Annotated in this window: 23 protein-coding genes and 3 tRNA genes; 17 read left to right on the forward strand and 9 right to left on the reverse strand. The window is 65.2% G+C overall.

Annotated elements, in window-relative coordinates; all coding sequences use genetic code 11:
* Nucleotides 1-50: 50 nt before the first annotated feature.
* The 4 genes from rlmD to OU419_RS20995 form a co-directional block, all read right to left on the reverse strand.
* Complete coding sequence (gene rlmD, locus OU419_RS20980) at nucleotides 51-1,409, reverse strand: 23S rRNA (uracil(1939)-C(5))-methyltransferase RlmD (protein WP_254470816.1); 1,359 nt, start codon at nucleotides 1,407-1,409, stop codon at nucleotides 51-53.
* A 1-nt stretch (nucleotide 1,410) separates the two neighbouring features.
* Nucleotides 1,411-2,310 carry a cysteine synthase CysM gene (cysM, locus tag OU419_RS20985; protein ID WP_254470815.1) on the reverse strand — a complete coding sequence of 300 codons (900 nt, stop codon included), beginning with the start codon at nucleotides 2,308-2,310 and terminating at the stop codon, nucleotides 1,411-1,413.
* Between the two features lie 99 nt (nucleotides 2,311-2,409).
* A complete protein-coding gene (locus OU419_RS20990) occupies nucleotides 2,410-3,768 on the reverse strand; it encodes a HAMP domain-containing sensor histidine kinase (protein ID WP_302328847.1) in 1,359 nt (452 codons plus the stop codon).
* A complete protein-coding gene (locus OU419_RS20995; RefSeq protein WP_254470814.1) occupies nucleotides 3,761-4,471 on the reverse strand; it encodes a response regulator transcription factor in 711 nt (236 codons plus the stop codon). The genes OU419_RS20990 and OU419_RS20995 overlap by 8 nt, the downstream gene beginning before the upstream one ends.
* Before the next feature lie 126 nt (nucleotides 4,472-4,597).
* Here OU419_RS20995 and OU419_RS21000 point away from each other — a divergent pair, with 126 nt between their 5' ends.
* Genes OU419_RS21000 through OU419_RS21015 form a run of 4 tightly spaced genes read left to right on the forward strand, consistent with a single transcriptional unit; the run spans nucleotide 4,598 to nucleotide 9,271 of the window.
* Nucleotides 4,598-7,381: a response regulator gene (locus OU419_RS21000; RefSeq protein ID WP_254470813.1), complete on the forward strand. Its 2,784-nt coding sequence runs from the start codon at nucleotides 4,598-4,600 to the stop codon at nucleotides 7,379-7,381.
* Between the two features lie 12 nt (nucleotides 7,382-7,393).
* The gene (locus OU419_RS21005) at nucleotides 7,394-8,383 is read left to right on the forward strand and encodes a 2-hydroxyacid dehydrogenase (protein WP_254470812.1); all 990 of its coding nucleotides are present in this window, start codon (nucleotides 7,394-7,396) and stop codon (nucleotides 8,381-8,383) included.
* 52 nt (nucleotides 8,384-8,435) lie between these two features.
* Nucleotides 8,436-8,876 (forward strand): hypothetical protein, encoded by a 441-nt coding sequence (locus OU419_RS21010; protein WP_254470811.1) that lies wholly within the window; start codon nucleotides 8,436-8,438, stop codon nucleotides 8,874-8,876.
* A complete protein-coding gene (locus OU419_RS21015; protein WP_254470810.1) occupies nucleotides 8,873-9,271 on the forward strand; it encodes an META domain-containing protein in 399 nt (132 codons plus the stop codon). Before OU419_RS21010 ends, OU419_RS21015 begins: the two co-directional genes overlap by 4 nt.
* 3 nt (nucleotides 9,272-9,274) lie before the next feature.
* On the opposite strand, the gene dinB is transcribed toward OU419_RS21015, so the two are convergent.
* Entirely contained in the window at nucleotides 9,275-10,330 is a 1,056-nt protein-coding gene (dinB, locus tag OU419_RS21020; RefSeq protein WP_254470809.1) for a DNA polymerase IV, read from the reverse strand.
* 573 nt (nucleotides 10,331-10,903) lie between these two features.
* On the opposite strand from dinB, the gene OU419_RS21025 reads away from it, so the two are divergent.
* The 6 genes from OU419_RS21025 (at nucleotide 10,904) to OU419_RS21050 (ending at nucleotide 16,134) form a co-directional block, all read left to right on the forward strand.
* Nucleotides 10,904-10,980 (forward strand) — tRNA-Met (locus tag OU419_RS21025).
* Nucleotides 10,981-11,096: 116 nt separating this feature from the next.
* Nucleotides 11,097-11,173: transfer RNA gene (locus OU419_RS21030), tRNA-Met, on the forward strand.
* A 115-nt stretch (nucleotides 11,174-11,288) separates the two neighbouring features.
* Nucleotides 11,289-11,365: transfer RNA gene (locus OU419_RS21035), tRNA-Met, on the forward strand.
* Nucleotides 11,366-11,523: 158 nt separating this feature from the next.
* Nucleotides 11,524-14,157 (forward strand): bifunctional lysylphosphatidylglycerol flippase/synthetase MprF, encoded by a 2,634-nt coding sequence (gene mprF / locus OU419_RS21040; protein WP_254470808.1) that lies wholly within the window; start codon nucleotides 11,524-11,526, stop codon nucleotides 14,155-14,157.
* A gap of 1 nt (nucleotide 14,158) precedes the next feature.
* On the forward strand, nucleotides 14,159-15,433 hold the full coding sequence (locus tag OU419_RS21045; protein ID WP_254470807.1) for a virulence factor family protein: 1,275 nt from the start codon (nucleotides 14,159-14,161) through the stop codon (nucleotides 15,431-15,433).
* A 137-nt stretch (nucleotides 15,434-15,570) separates the two neighbouring features.
* Complete coding sequence (locus OU419_RS21050) at nucleotides 15,571-16,134, forward strand: cytochrome b (RefSeq protein ID WP_254470806.1); 564 nt, start codon at nucleotides 15,571-15,573, stop codon at nucleotides 16,132-16,134.
* Between the two features lie 66 nt (nucleotides 16,135-16,200).
* On the opposite strand, the gene OU419_RS21055 is transcribed toward OU419_RS21050, so the two are convergent.
* The gene (locus OU419_RS21055) at nucleotides 16,201-18,105 is read right to left on the reverse strand and encodes a potassium transporter Kup (RefSeq protein ID WP_254470805.1); all 1,905 of its coding nucleotides are present in this window, start codon (nucleotides 18,103-18,105) and stop codon (nucleotides 16,201-16,203) included.
* Between the two features lie 245 nt (nucleotides 18,106-18,350).
* Between OU419_RS21055 and rimO the strand changes: the two genes are divergently transcribed.
* Genes rimO through OU419_RS21070 form a run of 3 tightly spaced genes read left to right on the forward strand, consistent with a single transcriptional unit; the run spans nucleotide 18,351 to nucleotide 20,559 of the window.
* Nucleotides 18,351-19,673, forward strand: coding sequence for a 30S ribosomal protein S12 methylthiotransferase RimO (rimO, locus tag OU419_RS21060; protein WP_254470804.1), 1,323 nt, complete (start codon nucleotides 18,351-18,353; stop codon nucleotides 19,671-19,673).
* A gap of 48 nt (nucleotides 19,674-19,721) precedes the next feature.
* Complete coding sequence (locus OU419_RS21065) at nucleotides 19,722-20,183, forward strand: YehS family protein (protein ID WP_254470803.1); 462 nt, start codon at nucleotides 19,722-19,724, stop codon at nucleotides 20,181-20,183.
* A 7-nt stretch (nucleotides 20,184-20,190) separates the two neighbouring features.
* A complete protein-coding gene (locus OU419_RS21070; protein WP_254470802.1) occupies nucleotides 20,191-20,559 on the forward strand; it encodes a DUF2784 domain-containing protein in 369 nt (122 codons plus the stop codon).
* Here the strand turns inward: OU419_RS21070 and OU419_RS21075 are convergent.
* Complete coding sequence (locus OU419_RS21075; RefSeq protein ID WP_254470801.1) at nucleotides 20,507-22,075, reverse strand: ArnT family glycosyltransferase; 1,569 nt, start codon at nucleotides 22,073-22,075, stop codon at nucleotides 20,507-20,509. The two genes, OU419_RS21070 and OU419_RS21075, sit on opposite strands and share 53 nt — an antisense overlap.
* A gap of 182 nt (nucleotides 22,076-22,257) precedes the next feature.
* Here OU419_RS21075 and OU419_RS21080 point away from each other — a divergent pair, with 182 nt between their 5' ends.
* Together OU419_RS21080 and tsaA are read left to right on the forward strand one after the other, a co-directional pair.
* Entirely contained in the window at nucleotides 22,258-23,028 is a 771-nt protein-coding gene (locus OU419_RS21080) for an SDR family oxidoreductase (RefSeq protein ID WP_254470800.1), read from the forward strand.
* A 96-nt stretch (nucleotides 23,029-23,124) separates the two neighbouring features.
* A complete protein-coding gene (tsaA, locus tag OU419_RS21085; RefSeq protein WP_254470894.1) occupies nucleotides 23,125-23,823 on the forward strand; it encodes a tRNA (N6-threonylcarbamoyladenosine(37)-N6)-methyltransferase TrmO in 699 nt (232 codons plus the stop codon).
* A gap of 5 nt (nucleotides 23,824-23,828) precedes the next feature.
* On the opposite strand, the gene OU419_RS21090 is transcribed toward tsaA, so the two are convergent.
* Entirely contained in the window at nucleotides 23,829-24,131 is a 303-nt protein-coding gene (locus OU419_RS21090; RefSeq protein WP_254470799.1) for a putative quinol monooxygenase, read from the reverse strand.
* 60 nt (nucleotides 24,132-24,191) lie between these two features.
* On the opposite strand from OU419_RS21090, the gene OU419_RS21095 reads away from it, so the two are divergent.
* The gene (locus OU419_RS21095) at nucleotides 24,192-24,605 is read left to right on the forward strand and encodes a VOC family protein (protein WP_254470798.1); all 414 of its coding nucleotides are present in this window, start codon (nucleotides 24,192-24,194) and stop codon (nucleotides 24,603-24,605) included.
* 196 nt (nucleotides 24,606-24,801) lie between these two features.
* Here the strand turns inward: OU419_RS21095 and fpr are convergent, their stop codons facing one another.
* Nucleotides 24,802-25,578: a ferredoxin-NADP reductase gene (gene fpr / locus OU419_RS21100; protein WP_254470797.1), complete on the reverse strand. Its 777-nt coding sequence runs from the start codon at nucleotides 25,576-25,578 to the stop codon at nucleotides 24,802-24,804.
* Between the two features lie 220 nt (nucleotides 25,579-25,798).
* Here fpr and OU419_RS21105 point away from each other — a divergent pair, with 220 nt between their 5' ends.
* Complete coding sequence (locus OU419_RS21105) at nucleotides 25,799-26,725, forward strand: LysR family transcriptional regulator (RefSeq protein WP_254470796.1); 927 nt, start codon at nucleotides 25,799-25,801, stop codon at nucleotides 26,723-26,725.
* Nucleotides 26,726-26,755: the final 30 nt, after the last annotated feature.

The following is a 26,755-nucleotide window of genomic DNA, read 5'->3' on the forward strand; positions in this document are numbered from 1 at the left end:
TCACAGCGCCGGCCTTTCTTGCTTGAGCCGGTCGGATTGCGCAAACCGTCCTAGTCTGCCTCGAACAAAGCCATGGCCTCCACATGCGCCGTCTGCGGGAACATGTCGAGGATGCCGGCGCGCGTCAGGCGATAGCCTTGTCTGGCCAGTTCGCCCGCATCGCGCGCCAGGGTCGCCGGGTTGCAGGAAACATAGAGTACCCGCTCCGCGCCCAGTGCACGCATCTGCCGCGCCGCTTCGAAGGCTCCGTCTCGCGGAGGGTCGAGCAGCACGGCGGTGAAATCCTCCGCCGCCCAGGAGGCGCCGGCAAGCGGTTTCGAAAGGTCCGCCTGGTGGAACCGAGTATTCGCCAAGCCATTGGCCCGGGCATTGGCTGCGGCGCGGTCTACCATCGCCTGCACGCCCTCTACCCCGACCACTTCGCGCACCTGGCGCGCCAGCGGCAGGGCGAAGTTGCCCAGGCCGCAGAACAGGTCCAGCACGCGCTCGTCGGCCTTGGGCTGCAGCCAGTCCAGCGCCTGCGCGACCATCGCGTCGTTGACCGGTTCGTTGACCTGGACGAAGTCGCCCGGCTGGTAGGCCAGCGTCAGGTCCCAGGCTTCGAGCCGGTAACCGAGCCCGCCATGCTGCGCACCTGGATGCGCTGCCGGTTCTCCGTCGCCCTGCAACCACAGTTGCACATCGCGTGCCGAACAGAATTCCAGCAGTCGCGCCAGGTCGCTATCGGCCAAAGGTTCTACATGGCGCAGCAGCAAGGCGCTGGCGGTGCCGTGGAACAGCTCGACATGGCCCAGGGCCTGCGGCTTGGCGAAGCCACGCAGCAGGTCGGGCAGTTCACGGGCAATGGATTGCAACGCGGGCACCAGCACCAGGCAGTCGTCGAAGGCGACGATGGCCTGGCTGGCGACGGCGCGAAAGCCAACGTCCAGGCGCTTGCTCCTGACATCCCAGCGCACGGCGATGCGCGCGCGGCGGCGGTAGCCGAACTCCGGGCCGACCAGCGGCGCAGCCCAGGCTTGCGGGGCGATGCCGGAGAAGCGTTCCAGTTGTTCGGCGAGGGTGCGCTGCTTGAGCGCCAGTTGTTCTGCATGGGGCAGATGCTGCAGGCTGCAACCGCCGCAGGTGCCGGCCACCGGGCAGGGCTCGGCGCGGCGGTTTTCGGCGGCCGTGAGAATGCGCTCGCTGCGCGCCTCGATCACCTGGCTGCGGGCGGACAGCACCCGGGCTTCCACCGACTCGCCCGGCAAGGCACCGGTTACGAACCAGGTACGACCGTCGACATGGGCGATCCCGCGTCCATCATGTGCCAGGCGCTCGATCGCCAGGCGTTGCTTCTTGCCCACCGGCACCGCCGGGCTCCGTGCTCCGCCGCTGGGCTGGAAGCGCAGGCCGGATCTCTGCTTGGCCATGTCAGCGGGGATCGAACACGCCCGAGGAGAGATAACGGTCGCCCCGGTCGCAGACGATCGCCACCAGGGTCGCGTTTTCCAGCTCGCGGGACAGGCGCAGCATGGCCGCCACCGCACCGCCGGAAGACACGCCACAGAAGATGCCTTCCTCGCGGGCCATGCGGTGCATTACGTCCTCGGCCTCGCTTTGCTGCATGTCGACCACGCGGTCGACGCGGGCGGAGTCGAAGATCTTCGGCATGTATTCCTGCGGCCAGCGGCGGATGCCGGGGATGGCCGAGCCTTCCATCGGCTGCAGGCCGACGATCTGCACATCGGGGTTCTGCTCCTTGAGGTAGCGCGAAACGCCCATGATGGTGCCGGTGGTGCCCATCGAGCTGACGAAGTGGGTGATCCGTCCGTCAGTCTGGCGCCAGATTTCCGGGCCAGTGGAATCGTAGTGAGCCACAGGGTTGTCGCCATTGGCGAACTGGTCCAGTACCTTGCCCTGTCCTTCGCGCGCCATCTGGTCGGCGAGATCGCGGGCGCCTTCCATGCCCTGCTCCTTGGTCACCAGGATCAGCTCGGCGCCGTAGGCGGTCATGGCGGCCTTGCGCTCGGCGGTGGAGTTGTCCGGCATGATCAGGATCATGCGGTAGCCCTTGATCGCCGCAGCCATCGCCAGGGCGATGCCGGTATTGCCGGAGGTGGCTTCGATCAGCGTGTCGCCGGGCTTGATGTCGCCCCGCAGTTCGGCACGGGTGATCATCGACAGCGCCGGGCGATCCTTCACCGAGCCCGCGGGGTTGTTGCCCTCGAGCTTCACCAGCAGGGTGTTGGAAGTTTCCCCAGGCAGGCGCTGCAGGCGCACCAGCGGGGTATTGCCGACGCAATCGGCGATAGTCGGGTACTGCACAGTCATGGAGGCACTCGGTTCGGGCACACAGTGGAAAGGCCACCTATGATAGCGGCAAACCACGACATGCCATACGAAAGTTCCTAACAAGCCGTGTGCAAAGTCTTAGGCGCCTGTCGCTGCGGGAAGACGCAGATGCACACGCAGGCCCGCTCCCGCGCGGTCGGCCCACAGCTCGCCGCCCTGCATGCACACCGAACTGCGGGCGATGCTCAGACCCAGGCCGAAACCTTCGCCGCTACGCGCATCGGAAAGGCGGGTGAAGGGCAGGAAGATGCGTTCGAGATCAGCCTCGGGAACGCCGGGGCCGTCATCTTCCAGCCACAGGTGCCAAGCGGCGTCCTCCAGATGCCCGCCCAGGCGAATGCGGCCACCTTCGGGCGAATGGCGGATGGCGTTGCGCAGCAGGTTTTCCAGGGCCTGGGCCAGGCCATTGAGGTGACCGCGTACCCGGCAGCCTTCCGGCACCTGATAAAGGAAGCGCTGCGCCGGCCAGCCGGCCTCGAAACGGGCGTCTTCCACCAGCAGCTCCCACAGCGGTTGCAGCTCGATGTCTTCCAGCGCCGGATGGGGCCGTTCGGTATCCAGCCAGGCCAGTTCCAGGGTGTCGGCAACCAGCCGTTGCATTACCTCTACTTCGCGCTCGACCCGCTGGCGCAATGCCGCTTCGTCGATGGGGCTTTCACCGGCCACGCGCAGGCGGCTGAGCGGCGTACGCAGTTCGTGGGACAGGTCGCGCAGCAACTGCCGCTGGAAGCCTACGTAACCGCGCAGGCGTTCGGCCATATGGTCCAGCGCCCGCCCCAGTTCGCCCAGTTCGTCGCGGCGGCGGCTGAGTTCCTGCCCCGCCATCGAGCCAAGGTCGTCGGCCTGCAGCGCATTGGCGTGCTCGCGCAGCCGCCCGAGCGGGCGCACCAGATGCCGGTAGAGCATGGCGCAGAGCAGCAGCGCCAGCACGGCGGGCACCAGCACGTGGGTTACCGACTGGCGCATCAGGGTGAAGCCGCCAGGCAGGTAGCGCGCCGGCAATTGCAGTACCAGACGACCGGCAAGCGGGTCGGCGGGGAACGGTATGCCGATGTAGGGCAGGCTCACCGAGCGCGAACTCACCGGCCAGTCGAGCCCGCGCTGGAAGGTCAGGCGAGTGACCTCTTGCACCGTCAGCGGCGCGCTGCCCAGGGCCTGCAGGCGAGCGTCCACGACAGTCATCCAGCTCTGAGGTTCGCGCTGGCGCATGCTCGCCAGCCAGGCATCGACGCCAGCGGCACCGCCGGCAAGCCAGGCGTGCTCGGCTTCCTCGGCATAGCCACCGAGCACCGCACGGGCTTCGGCGGAGAGGTAGTAGCTGTCGCGCTCGACCTGCTTGCCCCAGTACCAGGACAGCCAGATCAGCAGCACGCAGAAGGCCACCAGCGAGACGGCCAGCTTCCAGAACAGCGAATGACGGCCAGGCACCTTAGCCATCGCTTTCGGCGAAGACGTAGCCCTTGCCCCACACTGTGTGCAACTGGTGGCGCAGGTAGCCGATGGCTTGCAGTTTGCGGCGCAGGTGGCTGACGTGCATGTCCAGGGCGCGGTCGTGGCTGGTAAAGGGGCGATGCAGGACGTGCTGATAGAGGAACGGCTTGCTCAGGGTTTCGCCCTGGCTGGCGAGGAAGGTTTCCAGCAGGCGGAACTCGGTAGCGGTCAGCCCCGCACACTGACCGTCCAGGCTGGCGTCGGTCCTGTCGGCGTCCAGTTGCAGGCCGCCGCTGGCACTCACCGGCACCTGCTGGCCACGCTCCAGCGCCACCCGGCGCAGCACGGCATCGATCCGTACGCTGAGTTCGGCGAGGCTGAACGGCTTCGGCAAGTAGTCGTCGGCCCCCTGGGAGAAACCGGCGATGCGGTCCTGCTCGGCGCCCAGCGCGGACATCAGGATCACCGGCACCGCCCGCTCACGGCGCAGGGTGCGCAGGATATCCAGGCCACCGATGCCCGGCAGCATGATGTCCATCAGCACCAGGTCGAAACCACCGCCACGGGCCTGGGCGAGGCCCTCGCCGCCGTCCTGGCACCAGGTCACGTCGAAGCCGCGCCCGCTCAGGTGTGCGGACAGGTGGGCGCCCAGGGTTGGATCGTCCTCGATGGCGAGCAGGCGCAACCCCGAGGAAGAAAATGCGTTCATATCAAATAAGAGTGATTAGCAATTGCGCGAAGTATTCCCGATTCCATGCAATCTCGGCAAGGCAAAGGCTCACGATGAAGGGCCGAACCGCTACACTGCCGGGGATAAACGCATCGGAGGAATCGCGTGTTCAAGGATCTCGGCATCAAGGGACGAGTACTGCTGCTCACCCTGCTGCCCACCAGCCTGTTGGCGCTGGTGCTGGGCGGCTATTTCACCTGGGTGCAGTTGTCGGACATGCGTGCCCAGTTGATCGAGCGCGGCCAACTGATCGCCGAGCAACTGGCGCCGCTTTCCGCCCCGGCGCTGGCGCAGAACAACACCGGCCTGCTCGCACGCATCGCCAACGAAGCGCTGGACCAGCCCGACGTGCGCGCCGTCACCTTCCTCGATGCCGACCGGGAAAAACTGGTTCACGCCGGCCCCAGCATCCTCACGCCCATGCCCAGTGGCGACGGCGCTCACCTGAGCATGGCCAGCAGCCTGGACACCACCCATTTCCTCCTCCCGGTGCTGGGCAAGCACCGCAGCCTGTCCGGCGATCCCGACGCCGATGGCGAGAAACTGCTGGGTTGGGTCGAACTGGAACTTTCCCACCACGGCACACTGCTGCGCAGCTACCGCAGCCTGTTCACCAGCCTGATGCTGATCATTACTGGCCTGGTCGTCACCGCTCTGCTCGCATTGCGCATGAGCAGGGCGATCAATGCGCCGCTGGCGCAGATCGCCCAGGGCGTGGCGCAGTTAAAGGAGGGCCGTCTGGAAACCCGCCTGCCCTCCCTCGGCAGCCATGAACTGGACGAACTGGCCGGCGGCATCAACCGCATGGCCGAGGCCCTGCAGAGCGCCCAGGAGGAAATGCAGCACAACATCGACCAGGCCACCGAGGATGTGCGGCAGAACCTGGAGACCATCGAGATCCAGAACATCGAACTGGACCTGGCACGCAAGGAGGCCCTGGAGGCCAGCCGGATCAAGTCCGAATTCCTCGCCAACATGAGCCACGAGATCCGCACGCCCCTCAACGGCATCATCGGCTTCACCAATCTGCTGAACAAGAGTGACCTCAGCACACGCCAGAAGGACTACCTCGCCACCATCCACAAGTCCGCCGAAAGCCTGCTGGGAATCATCAATGAGATTCTCGACTTCTCGAAGATAGAGGCCGGCAAGCTGATCCTGGAGAACATCCCGTTCAACCTGCGCGAGCTGATCCAGGACACCCTGACCATCCTGGCCCCCTCCGCCCATGAAAAGCAGTTGGAACTGGTCAGCCTGATCTACCGCGACACCCCACTGCAACTGATCGGCGACCCGCAGCGCCTCAAGCAGGTGCTGACCAACCTGGTGAGCAACGCCATCAAGTTCACCCAGGACGGCAGTATCGCCGTGCGCGCCATGCTCGAAGACGAGAGCGACGACCGCGCGCAGTTGCGCATCAGCGTGAAGGATACCGGCGTCGGCCTCTCCGACGAGGACCTGCGCGCTCTGTTCCAGGCATTCAGCCAGGCCGACAACTCGCTGTCGCGCCAGGCCGGCGGCACCGGCATGGGACTGGTCATCTCCAAGCGGCTGATAGAGCAGATGGGTGGCGAGATCGGCGTCGACAGCACCACCGACGAAGGCTCCGAATTCTGGATCAGCCTCAACCTGCCCAAGGCCCGCGGCGAAGAAGAAAACCTGCTGGCCGAATTGGCCGTCGGCCAGCACGTGGCGCTTTACGAGCCGCACGAGCTGACCCGCACCGCCCTGCACCATCAGTTGGAGGACTGCGGCCTGGAAGTCAGCGAATTCCGCGATCTCGCCTCGCTGGCGCGGGCGCTGGCCGATGCCCCCAAGGACAAGCCGCCGATCGCCCTGGCCATGCTGGGCGTAACTGCCGCCACGCACCCGCCGGAACTGCTCCGGCAATCCATCCGCGAGCTGGAGCAGTATGGCTGCAAGGCCCTGGTGTTCTGCCCCACCATCGAGCAGTCGTTGTACAACGCGGTGCTGCCCGACCATCAGGTACAGAGCAAGCCGGTCTGCACGCGCAAGTTGCAACTGGCGATCACCGAACTGTTGCAGTTGCGCCCGATACCGCGCAAGGACAAGCCGCCACCCCCGCCGCTGGAGCGTCCGCCGCGCATTTTGTGTGTAGACGACAATCCGGCCAACCTGCTGCTGGTGACGACCCTGCTGGGCGACATGGGCGCAGAAGTCGTCGCAGTCGACAACGGCCAGGCGGCCGTGGAGAGGGTTCAGCGCGAGCGCTTCGACCTGGTATTCATGGATGTGCAGATGCCTGGCATGGATGGCCGCCAGGCCACCGACGCGATCCGCGCCTGGGAGATCGACCGCCAGGTCAGCCCAGTGCCGGTGGTCGCGCTCACCGCGCATGCCCTGGCCAACGAAAAGCGCGCGCTGATGCAAAGCGGCCTGGACGACTATCTGACCAAACCCATCGACGAGCGCCAACTGGCGCAGGTACTGCTGAAGTGGACCGGGATGCGCCTCGGTGGGCCGATCGAGGATCACCGTGACACCGAACCAGGCCTGGAAACACTGAGCGTGCTCGATCCCGCCGAGGGCCTGCGCCTTGCCGCGGGCAAGCCGGAGCTGGCCGCCGACATGCTCGGCATGCTGCTCGCATCGCTGTCGTCCGACCGCCAGGTGATCCGCCAGGCCCGCGAGCGCAAAGACCGCAACACCCTGCTCGAACGCATCCACCGCCTGCACGGCGCGACCCGCTACTGTGGCGTGCCCATGCTGCGTGTCGCCTGCCTGCGAGCGGAAACCGCGATCAAGCAGGGCGACCCCGATGCTCCGGCGGCCCTGGATGAGCTCGACATGGCAATGGCCGCACTGGCCAAGGCCACGGAAAACCGCGACACCGAGGCGGACGCGGAGCTTCCGCAAGACACGCACTGAGGCCGCCAGACGATGCGCATCATCCTCTTCAGCAACCAGACCTACGACCGCGACAGCTTCCTCGCCGCCAACCGCTCCCACGGTTTCGAGCTGCACTTCCAGCAGGCGCAACTGCGGCTGGATACGGTGGCGCTGGCAATGGGCTTCGAGGTGGTCTGCGCCTTCGTCAACGACGACCTGTCGCGCCCGGTGCTCGAACATCTCGCCGCCGGCGGCACACGCCTGATCGCTCTGCGCTCGGCCGGCTACAACCATGTCGACCTCGCCGCGGCCCACGCGCTCGGGCTGTCCGTGGTTCGCGTCCCGGCCTACTCACCGCACGCGGTGGCGGAACACGCGGTTGGCCTGGTGCTGGCGCTGTGCCGACATCTGCATCGCGCCTACAACCGTACCCGCGACGGAGACTTCTCGCTACATGGCCTGACCGGCTTCGACCTGCACGGACGCACGGTCGGCGTGATCGGCAGCGGCCAGATCGGCGAGGTATTCGCACGCATCATGAGCGGCTTCGGTTGCCATATCCTCGCCTACGATCCGTACCCCAACCCGGCCGTCGAGGCGCTCGGTGGAAGCTTCGTCGAACTGGACCGACTGCTCGCCGAGTCGGACATCATCAGCCTGCACTGCCCACTGAACGACGCCACCCGGCACCTGATCAACCCACGCAGCCTGCAGCAGATGAAGCATGGCGCGATGCTGATCAATACCGGACGCGGCGCGCTGGTCGATACCCCGGCGCTGATCGAGGCGCTCAAGAGCGGCCAGCTCGGCTATCTGGGCCTGGACGTCTACGAGGAGGAGTCGGAAATCTTCTTCGCCGACCGCTCCGACCTGCCGCTGCAGGACGACGTTCTCGCGCGCCTGCTGACCTTCCCCAACGTCATCATCACCGCCCACCAGGCCTTCCTCACCCGCGAAGCGCTGGCCGCCATCGCCGACACCACCCTGGCCAACATCGCCGCGTGGCACTCAGGCAATCCGGCCAACCTGGTCGACGGCTGACTCGCATCGGGGCCTCGACGGGCCTAGAATGCCGCGCTTTCCCGGAGGATTCATGGCTCAGCACGATTTCCGCTACACCCTGCTCAACCCGCAGTTCACCCTCAACGAATGCCGCGCGCTGGCCCCGGGCCGCTACCAGGTCACCGGCGTTGGCGGCTCGATCCAGGCCGGCGACACGCTGTTGGTCAGCCTCAAGGGCAGCCGCAGCCTGAGCATGACGCTGGAAGTGGAAAAGGTCCGCCATCTGATCAACCCGCCGGGGCAGTGGATGGCCGTTGCCCGCGGCCCTGCGTTCCGCGAACTGGCGATTCACGAATGGAAGGTCAACTGCGACGGCTGCGCGGCTACACTGGAATTCGAATTCGCCGTCGACGCCACGCTCGGCAAGGCCGCCCAGCAGCCGGCCGCCGAGGCGCGCATCGGCGAACTGGGTTGGGCGAAGGTCGGTGACCGCCACCTCTGCCCGAACTGCCAGAGCAAGGAGACCGCATGAAAGCCCTGATTGCCGGCGCCTGCGTGGCGCTGGCCCTGGCCGGTTGCGCCAGCAAGCCGGTACCCGAGGCCGAGCAGACCTACCGCGTCGAGTGGATCGGCGAACGCCCGCTGATCGACTACAGCCATATCACGCTGACCCTCGACGGCAACGGCCGCGCGTACGGCAGTGCCGGCTGCAACCACTGGTTCGCCAGCTACACGCTCGACGGCGACACACTCACCTTCGGCCCGGCCGGCTCCACCCGCAAGATGTGCGCCGACGCGCTGATGGAACAGGAAGGACGCTTCCTCAAGATGCTCGGCGAGATCCAGCGCTGGGACCTCACCGACGAAGGCGAGCTGCGCCTCTGGCCTGTCAGCGGCCGCGCCATGCGCATGTGGCCCGAGGGCTGAGCCCTAGAACAGGCTGAGCTGCTCGTGGGCGCCGCGCTGATCGATCAGACGCACGCCCACGCCGATCAGCCGCACCGCCTTGTTGCCGCGCTGGAACGCTTGTCCCAGCAGCAGGCGATAACTCTCCAGGTCACGCGCCGCGCCGGCCTGCTCCAGGGTGGTCTGGGTGAAATCGTGGAACTTCAGCTTGATGAACGGCTTGCCCGGCCGGTAGCTGGCGTCCAGCCGCGCCATGCGCCGCTCCAGCTCGCCCAGCAATGCCGGCAATTCGTCCTGACAGGCCGCCAGGTCAGGCAGGTCGCGGTCGAAAGTGTTCTCCACACTGATCGACTGGCGCCGGCTGTCCACTTGTACCGGGCGCTCATCGATTCCCCGCGCCAGCCCCCAGAGGCGCTCGCCGAAACTGCCGAACTCCTTCACCAGTTGCAGCTTCGACCATTCGCGCAGATCGCCACAGGTGCGAATGCCCAGGCGCGCCAGCTTCTCCGCCGTCACCTTGCCCACCCCGTGCAGTTTCTTGACCGGCAGTTCGGCAACGAAACCGTCCACCTCCTCCGGCGTCACCACGAACAGGCCGTTGGGCTTGCGCCAGTCACTGGCGATCTTGGCGATGAACTTGTTCGGAGCCACTCCGGCGGACACCGTGATATGCAAGGTTTCCCAGACCCGCCGGCGGATTTCCTGGGCGATGCGCGTGGCGCTGCCACCGCAGCGTTCGCTGTCGGTGACATCCAAATAGGCCTCATCCAGCGACAGCGGTTCGATCTGCTCGGTGTAGTCGCGGAAGATCGCGTGGATCTCGCGAGAAGTCTCGCGGTACACATCCATGCGCGGGCGCACGATGGTCAGGTCCGGGCACAGCTTCACGGCAGTGCGCATCGCCATCGCCGAATGCAGGCCATAGGCGCGCGCCTCGTAGTTGCAGGTAGCGACCACCCCGCGCTTGTCCGGCGAGCCGCCCACAGCCAGCGGCTTGCCCACCAGGCCCGGGTCGTCGCGCATTTCGATGGCGGCATAGAAGCAATCGCAATCGATATGGATGATCTTTCGTTGCCGCATAGTGCCTGCTGACCGGACGCGCCTGCCATCTCGATGAAGGAGACCCGCCATGATACAGCCTTCAAGGAAGGTCCAACGCCACTGTTCGCCACGCCTGCCAGAGCACGTCCCGGTCATGGGCCTCCAGCATTTCCGGCGTCCCATTTCGAGACGCATGTTCACTGGGGTTCCATCGTCGGAATCAGGAAGAATGCGGCCCTGCCTTCCTGCGCCCGTGACCGGAGCAGGTCGGCTGCCAGTGACAAGCCGCAATTAACAGGCCCGATCCACAGGCTTGCCATCCGTCGGGATGCAGCGTCTGGGCCAATCCCCCGGAGCCATCCCCGCCAATCGACCGATTCGCTCCAGAATGCCGAGCACTTCCTTACCGTGGGCGCCGAACAAGGAAGCCAATGGCCGCCGCTCGCCCCGCTCGATGACTACTGCCCGCCAGGAACCAGGCCCGGCGACCAACCGCCCAGCTCGACGATACGCACACGCCACAGCTCCCTGGGCTCATCTAACCAACTGATTGGAAATGACTTTTCCGCCCCTTGGATTTGACACGCGGCCCCATCGGCGTAGAATGGCCTTCGCGGGATGGAGCAGTCTGGTAGCTCGTCGGGCTCATAACCCGAAGGTCGTAGGTTCAAATCCTGCTCCCGCAACCAGACACATGAAAAAGGCCACTCTTCGGAGTGGCCTTTTTCGTTTGCACACGATTTAAATAATTGATCGAAAATGAAATTTCGATTGACAAGAGCTTTCATCTGCGTAGAATGGCCGCCGCGGGATGGAGCAGTCTGGTAGCTCGTCGGGCTCATAACCCGAAGGTCGTAGGTTCAAATCCTGCTCCCGCAACCAGACATGAAAAAGGCCACTCTTCGGAGTGGCCTTTTTCGTTTGCGCGTAATTTTAAATTATTGATCGGAAACGAAATATCGATTGACAAGAGCCTTCGCCTGCGTAGAATGGCCGCCGCGGGATGGAGCAGTCTGGTAGCTCGTCGGGCTCATAACCCGAAGGTCGTAGGTTCAAATCCTGCTCCCGCAACCAGACATCAAGAAGAAAGCCACTCTTAGGAGTGGCTTTTTTCGTTGTGCGCAAAAACCACGTACGGGTGGCGCCAGCCGAATGACGAAAATACTCTCCAGGGACTTGGGAATTCGCGGTAGTGCCCCTACTCTGTCGCGCAGACTCATTAGAGGTGCCCGATGAGCGCCACTCCACCTGGATCCGATAAGCTTGTCACCGAGCCCGCCGCACCACGTGCGGGCTGGCTCAACTGGGTCAACGCCAATCGTCAGGCCCTCGGCCTGGGTGTCACGCTGCTGCTGTTCAGCCTCGCGTTGATCGCCTGCTATCACTTGCTGCGCGATATCGACGCCTACTCGCTGCACGACGCCATTCTCGACGTGCCGAGCGCTTCGCTGGCAGGCGCGTTCGCAGCCACCATCGCCGGTTTCATCACCCTGCTGGGGTACGAGTGGTCCGCCACCCGCTTCGCCGGCGTGAAGCTATCGCCCTCGGCGCTGCTCACCGGCGGTTTCTCGGCCTTCGCCATCGGCAACGCCGTCGGCCTGTCGATGCTCTCGGGCGGCTCGGTGCGCTACCGTCTGTATGCCCGCCAGGGCCTGGGGGCCGCAGAAGTCGCGCGCATGACACTGTTCGCCAGCCTGTCGCTCGGCTGCGCGCTGCCGGTACTGGCGGCGCTCGCGGCCCTGAGCGACCTGTCCGATGCTTCGCTGGCACTGCACCTGCCGGAATGGCTGGTGACGGTAATGGCCCTGGCCATCATCGCCTTGTGCATTCTCCTGGTGGTGGGAATCGAACGCCGCCGCCTGCCGGAACAGCCGTCTCCAGACAGCCATCTGGTCCGCATCGGCCGCCGCACCCTGCGACTGCCGGGCCTGCGCCTGTCGCTGCTGCAACTGCTGATCACCGCCCTGGACGTCGCTTGCGCTGCCACCGTGCTCTACCTGCTGCTGCCGGAGGCCCCGCCCTTCGGGGCCTTCCTGCTGGTCTACCTGATCGCCCTGGCCGCCGGAGTGCTCAGCCATGTGCCTGGCGGCGTAGGGGTTTTCGAGGCGGTGCTGCTGGCCGCGTTCGCCGGTCAACTGGGCGCCGCGCCGCTGGCCGCCGCACTGCTGCTGTACCGGCTGATCTACGTCATCCTGCCGCTGATCGTCGCCTGCCTGCTGTTGCTGTTCCTGGAAGCACGCCGCGTGCTCGTCGCCAGGCAGGCGGTCAGGGTCGCCTCGGGCTTCGCTGCGCAGATTCTTTCGCTGCTGGTGTTCATTTCCGGCGTGGTGCTGCTGTTCTCAGGCGCCACGCCCTCCATCGATACCCGCCTGGAAGAAATCGGCTTCCTCGTCCCGCACCGCCTGATCGACGCCTCGCACCTGGCCGCAAGCCTGATCGGCGTGCTCTGCCTGCTGCTCGCCTACGGCCTGCGCCGACGCCTTTCCGCCGCCTGGGCGCTGACCCTTGGATTGCTGATCTCCGGCGCCGTGTTGTCGCTGCTCAAGGGGTTCGACTGGGAAGAGGCACTGATCCTCAGCTTCACCGCGGCACTTCTGGTGATATTCCGCAGTGCCTTCTATCGCCGCAGCCGGCTCATGGAGCTGCCGTTCTCGCCGCTATACCTGGGCGCCGCGGCCTGCGTCATAGCCGCTTCGATCTGGCTGCTGCTGTTCGCCTACCAGGACGTGCCTTACAGCCAGGAACTGTGGTGGCAATTCGCCCTGGACGCAGATGCGCCGCGAGGCCTGCGTGCCGCCCTGGGCAGCAGCCTGTTGCTGGCGGCCCTGGCGCTTTACTGGCTGCTGCGCACCGAGCCCCCGGCGATCCTCGAACCCACTCGCGAGGAGCTGGACACCGCTGCGGCCATCCTCGCCCGGTCATCCCAGCCCGACGGCGGGCTGGCGCTCTCGGGCGATAAGGCCCTGCTGTTCCATGCCGGCAACGACGCCTTCCTGATGTATGCGCGCCGCGGCCGCAGCCTGGTCGCGCTGTTCGACCCGGTCGGACCGCCCCAGGCCCGCGCCGAGCTGATCTGGCAGTTCCGCGACCTCTGCGACCTGCATCATGCCCGCCCGGTGTTCTACCAGGTACGCGCGGAAAACCTGCCGCTGTACATGGACATCGGACTGACCGCGCTCAAGCTCGGCGAGGAGGCGCGAGTCGATCTGCGCCGCTTCGACCTGGAGAGCAAGGGCAAGGAGATGAAGGACCTGCGTTACACCTGGAACCGCGGCCAGCGCGACGGCCTGAGCCTGGAGTTCCACGACGCGGGCCAGGCGCCGATGGACGAACTGCGCGCGATCTCCGACGCCTGGCTGGGCGGCAAGAATGTCCGCGAAAAGGGGTTTTCCCTTGGCCGCTTCACCCCGGAATACCTGCGCTACTTCCGCGTCGTGGTGGTCCGTTTCCAGGGCCGCGCCGTGGCCTTCGCCAACCTGCTGGAAACCGGCAGCAAGGAGCTGGCCAGCATCGACCTGATGCGCGTGACGCCCGATGCGCCGAAGCTGACGATGGAATTTCTCATGCTCGGTCTCATCCTGCATTACAAGGAAAGCGGGCACACCCGCTTCAGCCTCGGCATGGTGCCGCTGGCCGGCTTGCAGCCGCGCCGTGGAGCACCGCTGACCCAGCGCCTGGGAGCACTGGTATTCCGCCGGGGTGAGCAATTCTACAATTTCCAGGGGCTGCGCCGCTTCAAGGACAAGTTCCAGCCCGACTGGGAACCCCGTTACCTGGCAGTGCCCGCCGGACTGGATCCGCTGGTGGCACTGGCCGACACCGCCGCGCTGATCGCCGGCGGCCTGAGTGGATTGGTGAAACGCTGATATGTTGAAACGTCGCTGGCGGCACCTGCTCGCCCTCCTTCTGCTGGTCATCATCGCCATGGGCCTGCTGTTGTGGAGCCGCCCCGCCTCCCAGGCGGCACTCGAACACCGCCAGTTGCCCGACGGCAGCGCCGCCAGCCTGGCCACTCCCGGCAAGCAGCCCAACGCGCGGGTCCTCCTGGCGGTACAACCCGACCAGAAGCTGGACGACGGCCAACTGCTGGCGCTGGCTCATGACAGCGGCGCCCGCGTGGTGCAGTTCGTCTTCCCGGACAAGGATTGCGCAGCTCAGCAAGCGCGTATCAAGGCCGCCACCGACCTGCTCGACGGCCAGCCAAGCCTGGTTGCCGGCATCGGCCCGGGTGGCGCATGGGCGTGGCGCTGGCTCGCCGGCCAGGGCGACGACAAGGCCAAGGCACTCTCGGTCGGTTTCTCCCTGGAAAAACCCGACTGCGCGGCGCCGCCGCTGCCGCAAAGCGCTGCACATGGCAGTTGGATGGCAGCCTGGAACGACAACCCGGACGACGCCAGCGCCCGCTTCGCCCGCGGCCTGAAGAATGCCGAGACGGTGATCACCGACTACGACACTCCGCTGCCCAAGGTCCTCGCCGACCAGTTGCGCCACCTCCTGCAGGGCGGCAGCGACAACGTACCGGTGGTGGAAGTACCCGCCGCCAAGCCTTCGGAAACCGTCACCCTCTTCTACTCCGGCGACGGCGGCTGGCGTGACCTGGACCGCGATGTTGCCGCGCAGATGGCCGAGCTGGGCTATCCGGTGGTGGGCGTCGACGCGCTGCGCTACTTCTGGGAGCACAAGAGCCCCGAGCAGAGCGCCGCCGACCTCGCCGTGCTGATGCAGCACTACCGCGAGAAGTGGGGCGCCAAGCACTTCGTGCTGGCCGGCTACTCGTTCGGCGCCGATGTACTGCCGGCGATCTACAACCGCCTGCCGGCGGATGCCAAGAAGGACGTCAGCGCGGTGATCCTGCTGGCCTTCGCCCGTAGCGGCAGCTTCGAAATCGAAGTGCAAGGCTGGCTGGGCAAGGCCGGCCAGGAAGCGGCCACCGGCCCGGAAATGGCCCGTCTGCCGGCTCCGAAGGTGCTTTGTGTGTACGGCATCGAGGAGAAGGACGAGAGCGGCTGCACCCAGCCACAATCGGTGGGCGAGAACCTCCAGCTCCCCGGCGGCCATCACTTCGACGAAAACTACCCGGCACTGGCCAAGCGCCTGGTGAACGCCATCCGCTCGCGGCAGACGGCCGACGACGAGGGTTGACCCCCATCAACAGGGGCGCATATCGCGGCCCGCTCGTTTCACGCCCGTGCTGCTTCAGGCTGGCTTAAGGCTCTATGCTGACACTGTCAGCCCCGTCGCCAGAGCGGGGACCGTGAGAAGCTGAACAAGGAACCGTCATGAGCCCGACCAACACCCCCTCCCGCTATGGAAGCCTGTCGATCGCAATGCACTGGATCATGCTCCTGCTGATCGCAGCGGTGTACGCCTGCATCGAACTGCGCGGTAACTTCCCGAAGGGCAGCGAGACCCGCGAGCTACTCAAGCAGTGGCACTTCATTCTTGGCCTGAGCGTCTTCGTGCTGGTCTGGTTGCGTGTTATCGCGCGCTTCATCTATCGCACCCCGCCGATCGTTCCCGCCCCGCCGAGCTGGCAGATGGCGCTCGCCAAACTGATGCACCTGGCGCTCTATGCGATGATGATCGGCCTGCCACTGGCCGGCTGGGTGATCCTCAGCGCCGCCGACAAGCCCGTGCCGTTCTGGGGGCTGGAGCTGCCGCATCTGGTGGGCAAGAACCCGGACCTGGCCAAGCAGGTCAAGGAATGGCACGAGACCATCGCCGTGCTCGGCTACTGGCTGATCGGCCTGCATGCCGTCGCCGCGCTGTTCCACCACTACATCAGCCGCGATAACACACTGGTGCGCATGCTGCCTGGCAAGGGCGAGGCGCGGCCCGAATAAACCACTCGGCCTCCAATGAAAAAGCGCGCCAATTGGCGCGCCTTTTCATGTCCACGCGGAGGACGGTCAGATTTCCACCTGCGTCCCCAGCTCGATCACCCGGTTCAGCGGCAGGTTGAAGTAGCGCAGGTTGCCGTTGGCGTTCTTCAGCAGGAAGGCGAACAGCGCTTCGCGCCAGCGTGCCATGCCGATCAGCTTGGATGGGATCACCGTCTCGCGGCTGAGGAAATAGGTGGTGCGCATCGGGCTGAAGTCCAGTTCGTTCAGGTGGCACAGCTTGAGCGCCTGTGGAATGTCCGGGTCTTCCATGAAGCCAAAGTGCAGCACCACGCGGAAGAACCCTTCGCCGTAGGCATCCACCTCGAAGCGGCGGTCCGGGGAAACCCGCGGACTGTCTTCGTTGACCACGGTGAGCAGCACCACCTGCTCATGCAGTACCTGGTTATGCAGCAGGTTGTGCAACAGCGCGTGGGGAACGGCGTCGGAGCGCGCGGTGAGGAATACGGCAGTGCCCTGTACGCGATGCGGCGGCTGCGAACGGATGCTGCCGATGAACAGCGGCAGCGGAAGCGATCCCTCGTCCAGGCGGTCCACCAGCAACTGGCGGCCCCGTTTCCAGGTGGTCATCAGGATGAACAGGCCGATACCGGCAACCACCGGGAAGGCACCACCCTGGACGACCTTCGGCAGGTTGGCGGTGAAGAACAGGCTATCCACCAGCAGCATCAGCAGGAAGAACGGAATGGCCAGCCACAGCGGCCATTTCCACAGCAGCCAGATCACCACCCCCATCAGCAGCGTGGTCATCAACATGGTTCCGGTCACCGCTACGCCGTAGGCCGACGCCAGTGCGGCGGAGGACTCGAAGCCCAGTACCAGCAGCACGACACCGACCATCAGCGCCCAGTTCACCATCGAGATGTAGATCTGCCCCTGCTCGTGGCTGGAGGTGTGCTGGATCACCATGCGTGGCACGTAGCCGAGCTGGATGGCCTGGCGAGTCAGGGAGAAGGCGCCGGAAATCACTGCTTGCGATGCAATCACGGTGGCGGCGGTGGAAAGCGCCACCATCGGCAGCAGCGCCCAGGCCGGCGCGGTCAGGTAGAACGGATTACGCGCCGCCTCGGGGTTGACCAGGATGGTCGCGCCCTGGCCGAAGTAGTTCAGCACCAGCGCCGGAAGCACCAGGGCGAACCAGGCGCGGGCGATCGGCTTGCGGCCAAAATGGCCCATGTCCGCGTACAGCGCTTCGGCACCGGTCAGCGCCAGGACGGTGGCACCGAGGATCGCCACGCCGATGCCGGGGTGGGACACGAAGAAGTTGAAAGCCCAGGCCGGGTTCATCGCCTTGAGTACTTCCGGCTCGCGGGAGACGCCATAGGCTCCCAGGGCCGCCAGCGCCACGAACCATGCCACCATCACCGGGCCGAACAGAATGCCGATGCGCGCGGTGCCGTGCTTCTGGATCAGGAACAGGCCGACCAGCACGATCAGCGACAGCGGCACCACCCAGTGCTCAAGACCGTCGAAGGCGATCTCAAGGCCCTCGATGGCCGACAGCACCGAGATCGCAGGGGTGATCATGCTGTCGCCATAGAACAGCGCAGCGCCGATAAGGCCTGCGATCACCACCATCGCCTGCAGCTTGCGTCGCCCGGTGGCCGCGCGGCGGGCCAGCGCCGACAGCGCCATTACCCCGCCCTCGCCTTGGTTGTCGGCGCGCAGCACGAAGATCACGTACTTGATCGACACCACCCAGATCAGCGACCAGAAGATCAGCGACAGCACGCCGAGCACGCCGTCGTGGTTGGCCTGCACCCCGTAGCCGCCGATGAAGACTTCCTTGAGGGTGTACAGCGGGCTGGTGCCGATGTCGCCGTAGCAAACGCCCACGGCACCGACCATCAGGCCGATAGCGGAGCTGGAATGGGGCTGCTCATGCTCAACGGTGCCGGCGCTTGCATCGGACATGTAACAAAATTCCTCAGGAAAAATTCGGCGCATCCTGCTCCGACCCTTTCGTCGATGCAAGAGCCGAGTGTGTTCGTTCTGAATGACTATAGAGCCTGTTGTCCGGAATTACCGGGCAATCCGGGCTGTCCAGCGGTGTGCGACAGCTTGTCCCAGAGAGGCTGGTCAAGCGCGCGACCTGCCGCTAGAATTGCGCACTTTTTGATCAGAGGCGCCGCCAGCGCGCCCTTCGAGGTTAGCCGCACATGTCCACCGCCACCCCCAAAGTCGGATTCGTATCGCTCGGATGCCCAAAGGCGACTGTCGATTCCGAACGCATCCTCACCCAGCTGCGCATGGAGGGGTACGAGATCGTCCCCACCTATCAGGACGCAGACGTGGTGGTGGTGAACACCTGCGGCTTCATCGACAGCGCCAAGGCCGAATCCCTGGATGCCATCGGTGAAGCCATCGCCGAGAACGGCAAGGTAATCGTCACCGGCTGCATGGGCGTATCCGAAGACAGCATCCGCGACGTACACCCCAGCGTGCTGGCGGTGACCGGTCCGCAGCAGTACGAACAGGTGGTCAGCGCCGTCCACGAAGTGGTGCCGCCCAAGGCCGACCACGATCCCTTCGTCGACCTGGTGCCGCCGCAGGGTATCAAGCTCACCCCGCGCCACTACGCCTACCTGAAGATTTCCGAAGGCTGCAACCATAGCTGCAGCTTCTGCATCATCCCGTCGATGCGCGGCAAGCTGGTCAGCCGCCCGGTGGGCGACGTGCTCAGCGAGGCCCAGCGCTTGGTGAAGGCCGGCGTCAAGGAGCTGCTGGTGATATCCCAGGACACCAGCGCGTACGGCGTGGACCTCAAGTACAAGATGGACTTCTGGGATGGTCAACCGGTCAAGACCCGCATGCTGGAGCTGTGCCAGGCGCTCTCGGCGATGGGCGTGTGGGTGCGCCTGCACTACGTATACCCGTACCCCAACGTCGATGACGTGATCCCGCTGATGGCCGAAGGCAAGCTGCTGCCCTATCTGGACATCCCGTTCCAGCACGCCAGCCCGAAGGTGCTGAAGTCGATGAAGCGCCCGGCCTTCGAAGACAAGACCCTCGCGCGCATCAAGAAGTGGCGCGAGATCTGCCCGGAACTGACCATCCGCTCCACCTTCATCGTCGGCTTCCCGGGCGAGACCGAGGAGGACTTCCAGTACCTGCTGGATTGGCTGACCGAGGCGCAGCTCGACCGCGTCGGCTGCTTCCAGTATTCCCCGGTGGACGGCGCGCCGGCCAACGACCTGGGCCTGGAGCCGGTACCGGACGACATCAAGCAGGAGCGCTGGGAGCGTTTCATGGCGCATCAGCAGGCAATCTCCGCCGCGCGTCTGCAACTGAAGATCGGCAAGGAAATCGAGGTACTGATCGACGAAGTGGACGACGAAGGCGCTGTAGGCCGCTCCTTCGCCGACGCCCCGGAAATCGACGGTGCCGTCTATGTCGACACCTTCGACGTGAAACCGGGCGACAAGGTCCGAGTGCGAATCACCGACGCCGACGAATACGACCTTTGGGCCGAACTGGTCTGATCCGCAAAGCCCCGCCCGAGCGGGGCTTTTCATTTGCAGGGTAAGAACATGACCAACAACGATGTACTGCGCAGCCTGCGCTACCTGCTCGACATCCGCGATGCCCAGGTCGCCGAGATCACCGCGCTGGCCGGGTTCAGCGTGAGTGCCGAGGAGATCGGCGCCTTCCTCGCCCGCGATGACGAGCCGGATTTCAAGCCGTGCAGCGACCGTGTGCTGGCGCACTTCCTCGACGGCCTGATCGTGCATCGTCGCGGCCGCGACGACTCTCGCCCGCTGCCGCCGGTGGAACTGCCGCTGACCAACAACATCATCCTGAAGAAACTGCGCGTCGCCTTCGAGCTGCGCGACGACGACATCCTCGCGATCCTCGACAGCGTGGGCTTCATCGTGACCAAGGGCGAGCTGGGCGCGCTGTTCCGCAAGCCCGGCCACAGCAACTACCGCCCCTGCGGGGATCAGTTGCTGCGCAATTTCCTCAAAGGGCTGACCCAGCGTCAGCAGCGCTGAGGCCAGCATGATCTATCGCCTGGCCGCCGACGCCGTGGTGCTGACGCACCTGGGGTTCATCCTCTTCGTGCTCCTCGGCGGCCTGCTGGTACTGCGCTGGCCGCGCGTGGCCTGGCTGCACGTGCCGGCGGCTGCCTGGGGCATGGCCGTAGAGTTCCTCCATCTGTATTGCCCACTGACCCCACTGGAGAACCGCTTCCGCCAGGCCGCAGGCGATCAGGGCTACAGCGGCGGCTTCATCGAGCACTACCTGATGCCTCTGATCTACCCCGCCGGCCTCACCGAGGCGATCCAGGTCGCCCTCGGCCTGGTGGTGCTGGCGGTCAATCTGCCGCCTTACCTGTTGCTGCTTCGACGACTGCGGCGCCGGTGCTGACCGGCAGGTATGCCAGGCTGCCCTCGCCAGGCCGGTGCGCCAGGCGCTGGCCGTTGTTCGGCTGTGCCTCGATAATCCGGTGGTCCGCCCCCAGCCACGCCAGGGGGCGATCCTTGTGCGAGGCAGCCTGGGTGACGATCACCGTTCGTTGCGGATTCCAGTCCTCGCCGGTGCGTTCGTGCAGCCAGGCAAACAGCGCGGCGCTGCCGCTCTGCGGATAGCCGGAACGCAGATAGAAGAATGGGTGCGCCTGCGGCTCATCTCGGCTGTTCAGGTACATCGGCAGCTTGGCATCGCTGTCGCCGAGCACCAACACGCGCCACTGCGACCAGGGTGCGGCGCGCTCGGCCTGGCTGCGCACCTCCCGGGCAAAAGTCATCACCCCGCCACCGTCATTACTCCACGGATAGGCGATCCCCAGCACCAGCCACATGAACACGGCAGCCACCGCCAGCGCCCGCCCCCACGGACGACCAATACCCGTCCGACCGCGAGCGTGGCGGTATTCGATCACCCACCAGGCACCCAGCAACTGGGCGAACGGCACCAGCGGCAGGACGTAGTAACTGCGGCGGCTGCCGCTGGCAGTAAAGAACAGGAACAACAGCACCAGCGCCCAGACCAGCCAGCGCGCATTCGGCTCCAACTGCTTCCAGCGCCGCGCGGCAAACCACAGACCTGCGATCCACAGCGGCGCCCACGGCAAGGTGTAGACCGGCAGATAGATCAGGTAGCTGTAGATCGGCCCCTGGTGATCGAAGGGCTGGAAGAAACGCACCACGTTCTCCCGGAACACCAGCGCCAGGCCGCTTTCGCCATAACTCGGCTGGCCATACAGGTGGGACAGCAGGAACGGGATGGCGTATACGCCGCCGGCCAGCAGCAGCGCCGCCAGCAGCCGGAGATTGAGATGTCGGCGCCAGCGGCCTGCGCTGAACAGGTGAGGCGCAAGTACCAGGGCCGGCAGGATGAAGCCGATCAGGCCCTTGCACAATGATGTCAGCGAAAGGATCACGCAGAAGCCGAGGTAGCGGGAGAAGCGGGTATCGTCGGGGCCGCGCCAGTACCAGGCCACGGCGGCCAGCACTCCGAACACGGTGAGCACATCGGCGGTGGCCACCCGCGCCCAGAAAAGGAAATAGAAGGTAGTCGCCAGCAGCCAGCCGGCCAGCAACCCGGTGCCCTTGCGCAGCAGATGCTCGCCCAGCCACCAGACCAGCCAGATACTGCCCAGCGCAGAGAGAACGCTACTGGCCCGCAATGTCCAGTGGTTGAGACCGAACAGGCTGGCGGGAGCCGTGATCAACCAGTACGACAGCAGCGGCTTGTCGTAGTAGGGCGCGCCATTGAGGTAGGGATCGAAGTAGTCGTGCGATTGCAGCATCTGCAGCACGATGTCCGCCCAGCGCACTTCCGGGCCCCAGACTTCGCGGCCGCCCAGGCCGAAAAACAGCAGCAGTGCCGAGACGCCGAGCAATATCGCCAGCGCCCTGCGCTCCCCCTTCCACTCCAGCATCGCCATGTCTCCGCAATCACAGCGCCCTATTCGCGCCGGCCGACACTAGGCAACCGAAGGTTATGTCGCCGTTAAGGAATTGCCGGATTCCCGTGATGCGCAGTCATTTGCTTTCTCGATAGTGCTCGGAGCGCATCGTCGATCCGGCTAGGGTGACCCGACCTCGCCCCCAGGAGACGCACATGCACCGCTACTTTTCCCTTGCCGGACGGACCGCACTGGTCACCGGAGGCACCCGCGGCATCGGCCGGATGATCGCCCAGGGTCTGCTCGAAGCCGGCGCCAGGGTGATCATCTGCGCCCGCGATGGCGCGGCTTGTGCCGAAACAGCCAGGGAGCTGTCGCAATATGGCGAATGCCTCGGCTTGCCAGCCAACCTCGCCAGCGAAGACGGCGCCCGCGCGCTGGCCGCCGAACTGAACGAGCATCTGGAATGCCTGGACATCCTGGTCAACAACGCCGGGACCACCTGGGGCGCGGCGCTGGAAAGCTATCCCGCGGCCGGCTGGGAAAAGGTCATGCAGCTCAATGTCACTGCGGTGTTCAGCTGCATCCAGCAGTTGCTACCGTTGCTGAAGAAGGCCGGCAGCGCACAAAACCCGGCGCGAATCATCAACATCGGTTCGGTGGCGGGGATCACTTCCCACGGCGAGAACGCCTACGCCTACGGCCCGAGCAAGGCGGCGCTGCATCAGTTGTCGCGGATGCTGGCCCACGAGCTGGTGCGCGAGCACATCAACGTCAACGTGATCGCCCCCGGCCGCTTCCCCAGCAAGATGACCCGGCACATCGCCAACGATGCCGACGCCCTCGCCGAAGACACCGCGCTGATCCCGATGCGCCGCTGGGGCCGCGAAGAGGAGATGGCAGCCCTGGCCATCAGCCTGGCGAGCACCGCCGGGGCTTACATGACCGGCAACATCATTCCCATCGACGGCGGTTTCCACCTCTGAAAGCACGCAGTGTCCCGGCGCGGCGGTTTCGACGCAGGCTCTGATCGCCACGCCGGATCGGGTACCATGACGGCCCCAGCAACAGCCTCCGCCGCCATGCCCCATTCCGTCATCCCCATCGGCCACGTCCGCTCCTGCTTCAAGGAAAAGTTCGCCATCCCGCGCCAGCCGCAACTGGCTCCGGCGGCGACCGGCGTACTGGAACTGCTGCCGCCGTTCGACACCGGCGAGGCGGTGGAGGGCCTGGAGCAGGTCAGCCATGTCTGGCTGATCTTCCTCTTCCATCAGGCACTGGAAGACCGGCCACGCCTGAAGGTGCGCCCGCCGCGCCTGGGCGGCAACCGTTCGCTGGGCGTATTTGCCACCCGCGCCACCCACCGCCCCAACGGTATCGGCCAGTCGGCAGTGAAGCTGGAAAAAGTGGAACCCGGCCGCCTCTGGCTATCGGGCATCGATCTGCTGGATGGCACGCCAGTCATCGACATCAAGCCCTACGTGCCCTACGCGGACATCGTCGCCGACGCCCACAACGCCATCGCCGACGCTCCTCCCGCCCCTATCTCCGTGCACTGGAGCGACGAAGCGCTACGCCAGGCCCACGAGCACGCGCTACGCCTTGGCCAGCCGGTACGCGAACTGATCGAACAGTGCCTCGCCCAGGACCCTCGCCCGGCCTACCAGAAGCCGCCACCGGAGCGACGCTATGGCGTGCGCCTGTGGGACCTGGACGTGCACTGGCACTACCCCGCCGACGGCGAAATCCGTGTACTGGACCTCGCTCGCGGCGAAGGCTGAGCGACTCAATCCACCGGATTGAGGGCAATCACGTCGCTTTCGAAGCACTCCTGCTCGACGATCAGCGGCTCCACCAGCGGGCGGCTGTCGCGGAAGTGCGCAGTTTTCGTGTGTGCCTCGTAAGCCGCGTCGTCGCGGTAGATCTCATAGAGATAGACCACATCCGGATCGACCCGGTCCAGCGACACGTCGAACACCAGGCAACCCGGCTCGCTGGCCACCGAGGCGGCGGCGTTGACCTTGATCGCAGCCAGGAAATCATCGGCGCGGCCCGACTTCACGCGGGTCTTGATAAAGAGACTGTACACAGGCGAATCCTTTTGTTTTAAATTTGAAATAAAATTGTATACAATAAAGGAACCGCATTCATGTCCGATATCCCCACCCGCCCCGGTCGCCTCAACGGTCTGCGCCATCTCGCCATGCTGGTGCCGAACCTCGAAGAGTGCGAGCGCTTCTATGTCGATGTGCTTGGCATGGAAGTACTGCACCGCGCCAACGAGGACCTCGTCTACCTCACCTGTGGCAATGACAACCTGTCGCTGGGGCGAGGCTTCGGCGCCGCCAACGGCCTGCAGACCGTGGACCACTATGGCTTCATCGTCGACAGCGTGGCGGAGCTGGATGCCTGGTACCAGTACTTCAAGGCGCGCGGCGTGACGCTGCTGGATCGCCCCTTCGATCACGGCGACGGGGCGCGCAGCTTTCACCTGCTCGATCCGGCCGGCAACAAGGTGCAGCCGCTGTATCACCCGGCGATCTCCGGGCAGCGCCTTCTGTAGGGGCGGATTCTGTCCGCAATGGTTCCTGCACGGCACCTGATGGCAGGCAAGTTACCGACGCCCACCGGGCATCCCTTCGCCCTCGCCAAGGCAGGTATTCCATAGCAAATCCAGGCATCGGAAATTCGAGCCATAAAAAAACGCCGCGACTCCCAAGGGAGTCGCGGCGTTCTTTGGTTCGGCCGGTAAGCGCGGATTACTTCTCGACGAAAGCGCGCTCGATCAGGTAATCGCCCGGCTCACCCATGCGCGGGGAGATCTGCAGGCCGAAGCTGTTCAGCACTTCGCTGGTTTCGTCCAGCATGCTCGGGCTGCCGCAGATCATGGCGCGGTCGTCCTGCGGGTTCATCGGCGGCAGGCCGATATCGGCGAACAGCTTGCCGCTGCGCATCAGGTCAGTCTGGCGCCCCATGCTATGGAATTCTTCGCGGGTGACCAGCGGGCAGTAGATCAGCTTCTCTTTCACCATGTCGCCGAAGTACTCGTGCTCCGGCAGAACCTTGGTGATGAAGTCAGCATAAGCCAGCTCGCTGACCCAGCGAACACCGTGGACGAGGATGACCTTCTCGAACTTCTCGTAGACTTCCGGGTCCTGGATGACGCTCAGGAACGGCGCCATGCCGGTACCGGTGCTCAGCAGGTAGAGGTGCTTGCCGGGCTTGAGGTCGTCCAGCACCAGGGTACCGGTGGGCTTGCGGCTGACCATGAGCTCGTCGCCTTCCTTCAAGTGCTGCAGACGCGAAGTCAGCGGGCCGTCCGGTACCTTGATGCTGAAGAATTCCAGGTGCTCTTCGTAGTTCGGGCTGGCAATGCTGTACGCGCGCATCAGCGGACGACCGTTGACTTCCAGGCCGATCATCACGAATTGACCGGTCTTGAAGCGCAGGCCCGGGTTACGGGTGGTCTTGAAGCTGAAGAGGGTGTCGTTCCAGTGGTGCACGCTGAGAACGCGTTCGGTGTACAGATTGCTCATCGAGGACTCCTAGGAAAATCGTGGCGCACCCCAGCAGATCCCGGACGTAGCGCGATTGCGCGACATTTTATAGGCGGCGACAATATCCGCAAAATAAATTATCTGGATATTGCTAATCCAGAATGCAGATAAGCCGCGTCATGTCGACGCGCAAGGATAGCGCCAGAGTCCTTCCACGCCGGGGCGACCGAATGTCGCGGCGCTTACCGAGAGCCGACAGATGAAATTCACCCTGCGTCAACTGGAAGTCTTCGTCGCCGTCGCCCAGCAGGAAAGCGTCTCCCGCGCCGCCGAAGCCCTGGCCATGTCGCAGTCGGCCACCAGCACGTCGCTGGGCGAGCTGGAGCGGCAGTTCGACTGCAAGCTGTTCGACCGCTCCGGCAAGCGCCTGACCCTCAACGCCCTTGGCCGCCAGTTGCTGCCGCAGGCGGTTGCGCTGCTCGACCGGGGCAGCGAGATCGAGAACATGCTTAACGGCAAGAGTGCCTTCGGTTCACTGGATCTCGGAGCAACCCTGACCATCGGCAACTACCTGGCGACCCTGCTGATTGGCACCTTCATGCAGCGCCAGCCGGACTGTCGGGTACGCCTGCACGTGCATAACACCGCCCATGTGGTGCAGCGCATCGCCCATTACGAACTGGACCTGGGGCTGATCGAGGGCGACTGCCAGCACCCGGATATCGAAGTGCAGCCGTGGATGGAGGATGAACTGGTGGTGTTCTGCGCCCCGCAGCATCCTCTGGCGCGCGAAGGCCGCGCGAATCTGGCGCGGCTCACGGAAGAAGCGTGGATTCTCCGGGAGCAGGGCTCCGGCACACGGCTGACCTTCGACCAGGCCATGCGGCACCACGTCGAGCCGCTGAATGTGCGGCTGGAGCTGGAGCACACCGAGGCGATCAAGCGTGCGGTGGAGTCGGGCCTGGGGATCGGCTGCATCTCGCGCCTGGCGCTGCGCGACGCGTTCCGCCGCGGCAGCCTGGTGGCGGTGGAGACACCTGACCTGGACCTGCGCCGGCAGTTCTACTTCATCTGGCACCGGCAGAAATATCAGACCGCGACCATGCGCGAGTTTCTGGAGCTGTGCCGCAGCGAAACGGCCGGCGTCACGCGCAGCGACGATATCGTGCTGCCGATGATTCCCTGACGCTGCGCTCGCGCAGGAACGTCACTTGGC

Origin of the sequence: Pseudomonas triclosanedens, assembly GCF_026686735.1 — a bacterium.
In the GTDB taxonomy this organism is placed as follows: domain Bacteria; phylum Pseudomonadota; class Gammaproteobacteria; order Pseudomonadales; family Pseudomonadaceae; genus Pseudomonas; species Pseudomonas triclosanedens.